Source organism: Pseudomonas sp. SDO55104_S430 (genome assembly GCF_054070595.1).
Map to the genome: position 1 here is coordinate 39,074 of NZ_JBSVXG010000021.1, position 9,363 is coordinate 48,436.

Annotated in this window: 10 protein-coding genes; 6 read left to right on the forward strand and 4 right to left on the reverse strand. The window is 60.4% G+C overall.

Annotation, left to right across the window (positions count from 1 at the left end; all coding sequences use genetic code 11):
* Window positions 1–47: 47 nt before the first annotated feature.
* The 4 genes from ACW9JE_RS06750 (at window position 48) to ACW9JE_RS06765 (ending at window position 4,172) form a co-directional block, all read left to right on the forward strand.
* Complete coding sequence (locus ACW9JE_RS06750) at window positions 48–1,151, forward strand: ABC transporter substrate-binding protein (protein WP_224536335.1); 1,104 nt, start codon at window positions 48–50, stop codon at window positions 1,149–1,151.
* Window positions 1,152–1,344: 193 nt separating this feature from the next.
* Entirely contained in the window at window positions 1,345–2,253 is a 909-nt protein-coding gene (locus tag ACW9JE_RS06755; protein WP_457432297.1) for an ABC transporter permease, read from the forward strand.
* Window positions 2,250–3,098, forward strand: a complete 849-nt coding sequence (locus ACW9JE_RS06760) for an ABC transporter permease (RefSeq protein WP_224536330.1) — start codon at window positions 2,250–2,252, stop codon at window positions 3,096–3,098. Before ACW9JE_RS06755 ends, ACW9JE_RS06760 begins: the two co-directional genes overlap by 4 nt.
* Window positions 3,099–3,116: 18 nt before the next feature.
* On the forward strand, window positions 3,117–4,172 hold the full coding sequence (locus ACW9JE_RS06765; protein ID WP_224536328.1) for an ABC transporter ATP-binding protein: 1,056 nt from the start codon (window positions 3,117–3,119) through the stop codon (window positions 4,170–4,172).
* Window positions 4,173–4,297: 125 nt separating this feature from the next.
* Here ACW9JE_RS06765 and ACW9JE_RS06770 read toward each other — a convergent pair whose 3' ends face one another.
* Entirely contained in the window at window positions 4,298–5,230 is a 933-nt protein-coding gene (locus ACW9JE_RS06770; protein WP_457432298.1) for an AraC family transcriptional regulator, read from the reverse strand.
* 336 nt (window positions 5,231–5,566) lie between these two features.
* Here ACW9JE_RS06770 and ACW9JE_RS06775 point away from each other — a divergent pair, with 336 nt between their 5' ends.
* Window positions 5,567–5,920 (forward strand): antibiotic biosynthesis monooxygenase family protein, encoded by a 354-nt coding sequence (locus tag ACW9JE_RS06775; protein WP_457432299.1) that lies wholly within the window; start codon window positions 5,567–5,569, stop codon window positions 5,918–5,920.
* Between the two features lie 40 nt (window positions 5,921–5,960).
* The gene (locus ACW9JE_RS06780) at window positions 5,961–6,191 is read left to right on the forward strand and encodes a hypothetical protein (protein WP_224536323.1); all 231 of its coding nucleotides are present in this window, start codon (window positions 5,961–5,963) and stop codon (window positions 6,189–6,191) included.
* Here the strand turns inward: ACW9JE_RS06780 and ACW9JE_RS06785 are convergent, their stop codons facing one another.
* From ACW9JE_RS06785 to ACW9JE_RS06795, 3 genes are all read right to left on the reverse strand, one after another.
* A complete protein-coding gene (locus ACW9JE_RS06785; RefSeq protein WP_457432300.1) occupies window positions 6,192–6,821 on the reverse strand; it encodes a flavin reductase family protein in 630 nt (209 codons plus the stop codon).
* 243 nt (window positions 6,822–7,064) lie between these two features.
* Window positions 7,065–7,475 (reverse strand): heme utilization protein, encoded by a 411-nt coding sequence (locus tag ACW9JE_RS06790; protein WP_457432301.1) that lies wholly within the window; start codon window positions 7,473–7,475, stop codon window positions 7,065–7,067.
* A gap of 322 nt (window positions 7,476–7,797) precedes the next feature.
* A complete protein-coding gene (locus ACW9JE_RS06795) occupies window positions 7,798–9,117 on the reverse strand; it encodes an MFS transporter (RefSeq protein ID WP_224536318.1) in 1,320 nt (439 codons plus the stop codon).
* Between the last annotated feature and the right edge of the window lie 246 nt (window positions 9,118–9,363).

The window sequence follows — 9,363 nt, forward strand, 5'->3', positions numbered from 1 at the left end:
CACGGTTGCTACCAGTCTCATACTTACAAAAATAATGGGAGTCCGTAATGGGCGAGCACGATCTGAACAGACGTCAATTCATCAAAACCGTAGGCGTCGCCTCGGTTGCCGCGGCCGCCATGAGCATGCCGTTCATCAAGGCCAGCGCCAGCGATACCCGCTTTGCCGGCAAGACCCTGCGCCTGCTGACCTGGTCCGATGACACGGGCCTGGCCGCACTGCGCAACATCGCCGCGACTTTCGAAGACAAGTACGGCTGCAAGGTCGTCGCCGACCGCACCGGCAGCACTTCGGAAATGGTCGCCAAGCTCAAGGCCGGCGGTGATCGTCCGCAGTACGACATCATCACCCTGGCCGGTGTCGGCGCCGAAGGTCTGGCCGCCGCCGACCTGCTGGAAAAACCCGACCTCAACCGCATTCCCAACCTGGTCGATGTACCGGAGAAATACCGCACCGGCGCCAATGGCCACGGCATCGGTTACCTGCTCTGGTGCAACAGCCTGGTCTACAGCACCCGCACCATCAAAGAGACGCCGGACAGCTACGCTGCCCTGTGGGACGCCGAGCTTTCGCCGAACATTTTCCTGCCGCCGCCGAACTGGACCGAGGCCATGGACCTGATCATTATCGCCGCCAAGCTGGCCGGTGGTGACGAGCACAACATCGAGCCTGGCTTCAAGAAGCTCGCCGAGCTCAAGGATCGTGTGGTGACCCTGGGCGAAAACCCGAACCAGATCGCCGAGCTGTTCCGCACCGGTTCCCTGGACATGGGCGGCCTGTACGCACCGGCCTTCTTCCCGAAACAGATCCGCGACCCGAACTACGGCCTGGGCGCCACCTTCGGCATGAAGGAAGGTTTCTACACCGACCTGATGCTCTCGGTGATGCCGAAAAACCGTCCGGGCGACACCGATCTGGCCTATGCCTTCATCAACCACTCTCTGGACCCGCTGGTGCAGGGCAAGATGGCCGAAGACATCTACAACGGCCCGGTCAACGCCAAGGCGATCATCTCCGCCGAAGCGCGCAAGAGTCCGTTCATCCTCACGCCTGAACAGATCTCCGAGAAGGCGATCATGCATGACAACGCCTTCCTGGCGACCGTGCATGACCAATGGATTCGTCGTTACACGGAAATCTTTTCTTCCTGATCGAGTGACGAACACAAGCCTTGTTATCGCCACAAATCCAATGTGGGAGCGGGCTTGCTCGCGAATGCGGTATGACATTCAACATTGATGTCGACTGACACGGCCTCTTCGCGAGCAAGCCCGCTCCCACACGGGGACGATGTGGTTTCGAGTCTTGTGTCAGCCATTGCTTTCCATTGACGAGACCCTTGCTATGGAACACCAACCTCTGACCCATCCGGTGAGTGCCGCTCCCGTGCGCGCCGCTCGCGGTGTTTCGCCGACGGCCCGTGCCTGGTTTTTCCTCACGCCGTCGATGCTGTTTCTGGGTGTGCTGATTGCCGCGAGCCTTCTGGTACTGCGCATGAGCGTGGGCACCAAGGGCGCGGAATGGTCCGGGTTCAGCCTGGCCAGTTACGCCCAACTGCTCGAACCCTACTACCTCAAATCCCTGCTGCTGACCCTGCGTCTGGCGCTGATCAGCGCGGTGATCGCCGTAGTCCTGGCGATCCCGGTGGCCTACACCATGTCGCGCCTGACTTCGCCCTTCGTGCGGCGGATCTTCCTCGCCGCCGTGCTGCTGCCGCTGCTGGTCAACCTGCTGCTGCAAAGCTACGGCTGGCTGGTGATTCTTGGCCCGGGCGGGATGCTCAACCAGGCGCTGATGGGCCTGGGCCTGATCAAGCGACCGATCATGCTGCTGTACAACCAGAACGGCGTATTGATGGGCCTGGTGCAGACCGCCTTCCCGCTGGCCGTACTGCCGATTGCCAGCGCCATGCGCGGCGTCGCCCGCAGTTACGAAGAAGCCGCTGCCACCTTGGGCGCCAGTCGCTTTCAGGTGTTCCGCCAGGTGGTATTGCCGATGAGCCTGCCGGGGATTATCACCGGCGCGACCCTGGTGTTCGCCTACAACGCCAGCAGTTTCGTGGTGCCGCTGCTACTCGGTGGCCGTCGCGTGCCGATGCTGGCGGTGATGGTGCATGACCAGATCGCCCCGTTGATGAACTGGCCCGCCGCGTCCGCCGCCGGTGTGGTGCTGATCGTCACCACCCTGGTGATCATGACGCTGTCCGAATACATCACTGGCCGTCGTCGGCGCATGCTGGAGGCTTCGCAATGAGTACCCTGATCAAAAAGCGCCAGTCGCTGCTGCCGGGCGAGACCGGCAAGTTCGCCGGCACCCTGTCGGGTTTCATCCTGCTGCTGGCGGTGCTGCCGATCCTGACCATGATCGTCATGTCGTTCAGCGGTTCGTCGAACCTCGACTTCCCGCCCGCCAGCTACAGCCTGCAGTGGTACAAGGCCGCCTGGCACACCTTTGTCTCGCCAGACGCCAGCGATGTGCTGAGTCTCGGCCAGGCCATGGCCACCAGCCTGCTGGTGTCGTGCCTGACCATGATCTTCGCCACGCTGATCGCGGTGCCGGCTGCCTATGCGCTGACCCGCTGCGAGTTCCGTGGCAAGGCCGTGGCGCTGCAACTGATGTCGTTGCCGCTGGTGTTCCCGATGGTGGTGTTGGGCCTGGCCCTGCTGCTGGTGTTCGACAGCCTGCCGTTCCACATGACCACCTCGCGGCTGGTGATCGCCCACGTGATCCTCGCATTGCCTTTCGTTGTGAAGAACTGCACGGCGGCCATGCTCTCCATCGGCACCGAAGTGGAAGAAGCCGCGCAGATGCTCGGTGCCTCGCCCATGCGGGCGATTGTCGATGTGGTGGTGCCGTTGATGAAGTCGGGGATTCTGGCGGGCATGCTGCTGGCGTTCATCGTCTCGTTCAACGAATTCACCGTGACCTATTTCCTCTACACCATCGACGTCATGACCGTGCCGATCTGGATGTACAGCCGCACCGTGTCGTCCCTGGATCCCACCGTATTTTCGTTTGCCGTGCTGATCGTGCTGATCGACTTCGTCCTGATCTGGGCGCTGGAGAAGCTGGTCGGTGAAGGTGGCGTTTCGTTCTGATTTCTTGAGGTAGTTCTTATGTCTGGTCTGATTCTGGAAAACGTCGAGAAACATTACGGCTCGGCCTGCGCGGTAACCGATGTGAACCTGCATTTGCCCGAGGGCAAGCTGGTGTGTTTCCTCGGTCCTTCGGGCTGCGGCAAAACCACCTTGCTGCGGATGATCGCCGGGCTGGAATCCCTGACCGGCGGCGAGATCCGTCTGGACGGTGAAGACATCGGCCACACCCCGGCGCACCTGCGCAATTTCGGCATGGTCTTTCAATCCCTGGCGCTGTTCCCGCACATGACGGTGGGGGAGAACATCGCCTATCCGCTGAAGCTGCGCGGCGTCAGCAAGGCGGATCAGCACAAGCGGGTGGTGGAGTTGCTGGAACTGATCCAGCTCAAGCCGATGATCGATCGCCCGGTGGCCAAGCTGTCCGGCGGCCAACGCCAGCGCGTGGCGATTGCCCGGGCGATTGCTTCGCACCCGAAAATTCTTCTGCTCGACGAGCCGCTGTCGGCGCTGGACGCCAAGCTGCGTGAATCGATGCAGGTGGAAATCCGTCAGCTGCAACAACGCCTGAACATCACCACCATCATGGTCACCCACGACCAGCGCGAGGCCATGACCATGGCCGATATCGTGGTGGTATTGGGTGAGCATCGGGTGCAGCAGGTGGGCACACCGATCGAGATTTACCGGCACCCGGCCAACGAATTCGTCGCCGACTTCATCGGCTCCGGCAACATCTTCCCGGCCACCGCGCTGGGCGACGGCAAGGTCAGTCTGCCGGGCGGCGACGCTCTGCAGGTGCCGATCTGCAGCAGCATTGTGGTGGGGGAGAAGGTGAAGATGCTGATTCGCCCTGAGGATCTGCAACTGTCCGCGCCGCAGGCTTCGGCGGGGAATAGGTTGCTGGGCAAGGTGACGTTTGTGCGGGATATCGGCGCGACCATCGAGACCACCGTCGAATGTTCCGGGGTGACCTTTACGGCGCTGAGTACACCGAATCAGGGGGTTGGTTTGGGCGTTGGACATCCGGTGTCGGTGACCTTGCCGGCTGGGGCTTGTCGGGTGCTTGGGGCGTAATGCTCGCCACCTCCCCTTGTAGGAGCGAGGCTTGCCCGCGAAAGCGTCATATCGGCCAACATCAATGTTGAATCCGAAATAGCCTTCGCGGGCAAGCCTCGCTCCTACAAGGGGGAGGCAATCCGTTAGACCGACAACCGCAACCGCGCCAAATCCCGCAACGGCGGCGCACCAAACAACCGGCTGTACTCCCGGCTGAACTGCGAAGGGCTTTCATAGCCGACCCGATACCCCGCCGCCGAAGCCTCCAGTCCTTCGGCCAACATCAGCCGCCGCGCCTCCTGCAAGCGCAGTTGCTTCTGATACTGCAACGGACTCATCGCCGTCATCGCCTTGAAGCGGTGGTGCAGAGTCGACACGCTCAGGTTCACTTCCTTGGCCAGATCATCGATGCGCAACGGCTGTTCGTAATTGCCATTAAGCCATTTGATCGCCTGGCTGATGCGATGGCTCTGACTGTTGGCGATGGCGATTTCATACAGCCGGTGGCCCTGTTGGCTGCGCAGCAGGCGATAGAGAATTTCCCGGCGAATCAGCGGCGCGAGCATGGCGATGTCTTTCGGTGTGTCGAGCAGGCGCGCCAGGCGCAGCACCGCATCGAGCATCGCGCTGTCCAGGCGCTCCACATACAGCCCGCGACCGGTCGGCCTCGCCGGGACGCCCATGGGGCCTGCATCGGCGATCAATGCGGTGATTTCCGCCGGGTCGATGTCCAGCCTTACGGCGAGGATGGGTTCGTCGGCGGTGACATTGACCACCCGCCCGCTGAGCGGCATCGACACCGAGACCACCAGGTAATTGAGTGGATCGTAATTGAAGTACTCGTCCGCCAGTCGCACTTCCTTTCGGCCCTGGGCCATGATGCACAGCGCCGGTTGCGCGAGCACCGGGGCGAACTCGTGGTTCTGACTGTGGCGCGACATGAACAGCGAACCGATAGCGGTGGCGTAATTGCCGTCTTCGGCGGTGTGACTCCGGATGATCGCCGCCAATTCCGCGCGCTGCTTTTCCATCTCGGCATCCGGTGGCGGGGCTTGAAACTGATCGAATGACGACATGCCTGGCATCCTCGTTAACGCGTCGGTAATGGGCCGAGAATAAGTTTGTGCAAGCGAGAGCGGTAGACACATCCTGCCTCATGCTTGCCTGATTCTGCACGGGGTTGTAAATCGGCCCGGACATGGCAGGGCGTAGAGGGCGAAACTTGCTTGAAACTCGTGTGACGGAACCGTGACCGAGTTTTACATATTTTTACAGGTTGCCCCGACACGCTCGCAGGATCGTGCAATGCAGCGGCAGGAATCGACTAACGACGCAGGTGCAGCACCCCTTAACCTTTGATCCTGTCGCAGCCCGTCCCACGGCTGCCACGCAACTCCCCGGGAGGATTGAACATGTCGAAGCAGATCCCCGTCAGTCATATGGCTTTTGTCCGGGCACGCGCCGGGCGTTCGCAAGAGCTGGGTGTGCGCCTGAGCGCGCTGATCGAACCGTCCCGCGCGGCATCGGGCTGCCTGAGTTTCGCCCTGCAGCACTCGCAAGGTGATCCGGACCTGTGGCTGGTGTCCGGCTTCTGGACCAATCAACAGAGCATGACCGCGTATTTCAGCACCCCGGCCATGGAGGTGTTTGCCGAGCTGGTGCAGGACCTGGTGGTCAACAGCCTGGATTTCCATACCTTCAGGGAAGTGTCGGAGGCGCAGGCCCTGCGTCAATCCGGGGCGGCGGTACACAAACTGGCTGGTTGAGGGTTTAATGGCGCATTCTCAATCAGCCAGGATGCGCGACATGGCACGCAAAGCCTTTGAACACTTCGAAGCCGTATCGGCTGTAGTCCCTCGCGAAGGCGGGTATTACGCGGCAATCGCCACCAAAGCCATCGACGGCTCCGGTGCGCCTCGTTTCAACAAGCTGCTGGAAGAGCAGACCTTCAAGACCGCCATGGCTGCCGACGAAGCGGCGGCTTTGCAACTGACTCACCTCAAGGGCGTCAGCGAAGATGGCGGACTGATCTGGTAATCATCGCTTCGCCCCGGGGCGATACATTTTGAATAACGCCTCAGGTCCCAACTGGAAGTAATCCGCCGGGCCACCGCCGCGCAGAATCGGTTCTGCCGCGGCGGTGTCGTATATCCCATCCTTCAATAGCCATTTGGCTATATGCACGGCGACCACTTCGCCGAGGATCAGCCAGCTCGGCACCACGTTCCCGTCCGCGCGCTGCAACTGAATGATCTGCGTGACCTTGCACTCGAAGGACACCGGGGTTTCGGCGACCCGTGGCACCGAAATGATTTTCGAGGCCACCGGGGTCAAGCCCGACAGCTCGAACTCGTCGACTTCGGGACCGACGTTGGCGCAGCTCTGGTTCATCTGCTCGGCCAGCGGCCGGGTCGCCAGATTCCAGGCGAATTCGCCGGTCTGCTCGATGTTGTTCAGGCTGTCTTTGCGCCCGATGCTGGAAAAACCAATGATCGGCGGAATGTAGTTGAAGGCGTTGAAGAAGCTGTAAGGCGCCAGGTTCAACCGGCCTTCGGCATCCTGTGAAGAGATCCAGCCAATGGGGCGCGGGCCGACGATCGCATTGAACGGATCGTGAGGCAGGCCGTGGCCGTGGGCGGGTTCGTAGAAGTGGATGTCGTCGGGCATGGGGCAATCCTTGAGTTCACAAGTCGCCCATGGTGCAAGGCCGCACGACATTTTTCCAGCGATCAAATCCCCCTGTAGGAGCGAGCATGCTCGCGATGGATGCAAGGGCACCGCGGGGTTTCAGGCAGCCCGCGTCATCGTTAACGTCCATCGCGAGCATGCTCGCTCCTACAGGTCCTTTTTTCAGCCCTCCAGAAACGACCAAGCCCGGCCGAAGCCGGGCTTGCTGTCACACGAGGTGAATCAGCTGATGGACGCGCCACCTGTGCGGTCGTAACCATCTTCGGCAACGGTAGCGCCGTTGGTGCGATCGTAACCATCTTCGGCAACGGTAGCGCCGTTGGTGCGATCGTAACCATCTTCAGCGACGGTAGCGCCGTTGGTGCGATCGTAACCGTCTTCGGCGACGGTAGCGCCGTTGGTGCGATCGTAACCGTCTTCGGCAACGGTGGCGCCATTGGTGCGGTCGTAACCGTCTTCGGCAACGGTAGCCGAACCGGTGCGATCGTAGCCGTCAGCAGCAACAGTGGCAGAACCGGTGCGGTCATAGCCATCCGCTGCAACGGCGGAGCCTGTGCGGTCGAAACCGTCGGCGGCGAAGGTGTTGGCGGCGAGTACGGACAGGGCGATGGCGAGGAACAGTTTGGTTTTCATTTTCATTTCTCCAGATTCTTTGGCGTTTTTTGTCTTGGGCATGGGTTTCATGCTACGCCAATTAAACTGATTAAAAAGCGCAAAATAATGGTAGTAACAATCGATTAATTAGATATTAAGGCCGTTGGCCTTTTTCGCTTTCAAACATTGAGTGAGCGAAGGGCAATTAATCGATCAGGCAGGATCAAGGATGGAGGGCGGGCATTAACTCGTGATTAATCCGACTTCCATGGGGATGAAGGAATTTTCATACAGGCGTTCCAGACACGAAAAAGGGGCAGACCCCCGACGGTCTGCCCCATTTGGTGAAGCGCGGCTGGACTTAGTCCGTCACGATCCGCGAATGCTTCTGGGTGTCCTTCATGGTGACGTACACCAGCAACGAAATGGCGATACAGCCGGTGACGTACCAGTAGTAGCCGGTTTCCATACCGATGCTCTTGAACCACAGGGCGATGTATTCAGCGGTGCCGCCGAAGATCGATACGGTCAGTGCGTACGGCAGGCCGACGCCCAGGGCACGGATTTCGGTAGGGAACAGTTCAGCTTTCACTACAGCGTTGATCGAGGTGTAGCCGCTGACGATGATCAGCGCGGCCATGATCAGGAAGAACGCACCCCACCAGGTCTGGATGGTGTGCAGGGTCATCAGGATCGGTACGGTGAAGATCGTTCCCAGCACGCCGAAGGCGATCAGGATCGGACGACGGCCGATCTTGTCCGACAGGCCGCCGATGATCGGTTGCAGGCACATGAACAGGAACAGCGTGGCGGCGGAAATGGTGGTGGAGTCGGAGATGCTCATGCCGACGGTGTTCACCAGGTATTTCTGCATGTAAGTGGTGTAGGTGTAGAACGCCAGCGTACCGCCCATGGTCAGACCGACAACGGTCAGCAGTTCCTTCGGATGGCGCAGCAAGGTGCGCATCGCGCTTTCCTTGGCTTTGTCTTTCTTCACGAACGACTCGGTTTCTTCCATGCCGCGACGCAGATAGAGCGCAACGACTGCGCACAGTGCGCCGATGGCAAACGGAATGCGCCAGCCCCAGGCGTACAGCTCTTCGGTGGTCAGAACCTGTTGCAGGATGATCAGCACCGCCAGCGCGATGAGCTGACCGGAAATCAGGGTCACGTACTGGAAGCTGGAGTAGAAGCCGCGACGCTCCTTGGTCGCCATCTCGCTCAGATAAGTGGCGGAGGTGCCGTATTCGCCGCCGACCGACAGGCCCTGCAGCAGGCGGGCGAAAATCAGCAGGATCGGCGCGCCGATGCCGATGCTCTCATAGCCAGGGCTCAGGGCGATCAGCAGCGAACCGAAGCACATCAGGTACACCGACGCCATCAGCGCTTTTTTGCGACCGGCACGGTCAGCGTACAGGCCCATCAGCCAGCCACCGATCGGACGCATCAAAAAGCCCACGGCGAAAATCGCAGCGGTGTTCATCAGCTGTGCGGTTGAGGAACCGGCAGGGAAAAAGGTCTTGGCAAAGTACAGCGAGAAGGCGGCGTAGACGTACCAGTCATACCACTCGACCATGTTGCCGACGGAACCGCTGAAGATCGATTTGATGCGACTGGCAGTGGTCCTTTCTTTGACCGGCGCGGCGGCCGACCCAAGGGGCAGGGTATTGGAGTTATCCATTGAAGGATCCTTCGTTTAGTTGTTTTTGTGGAGCGCGTGCGAACGCGGCCTGCAGGGGCTATAGCAGGAGCTGTGCCAAGGGGGAGAGGGCCGGTTTAGAGGGGGTGGGGAGATTTGATGAGCGGAAATCCGCTTATATTGGAGGGAGGGTGAGCGGAAAATTGCTCATTCCATTTGGTTTTTTTGTGCCTGAACTGGCCTCATCGCGGGCAAGCCCGCTCCCACAGGTTCAGCGGCAACTCGGTC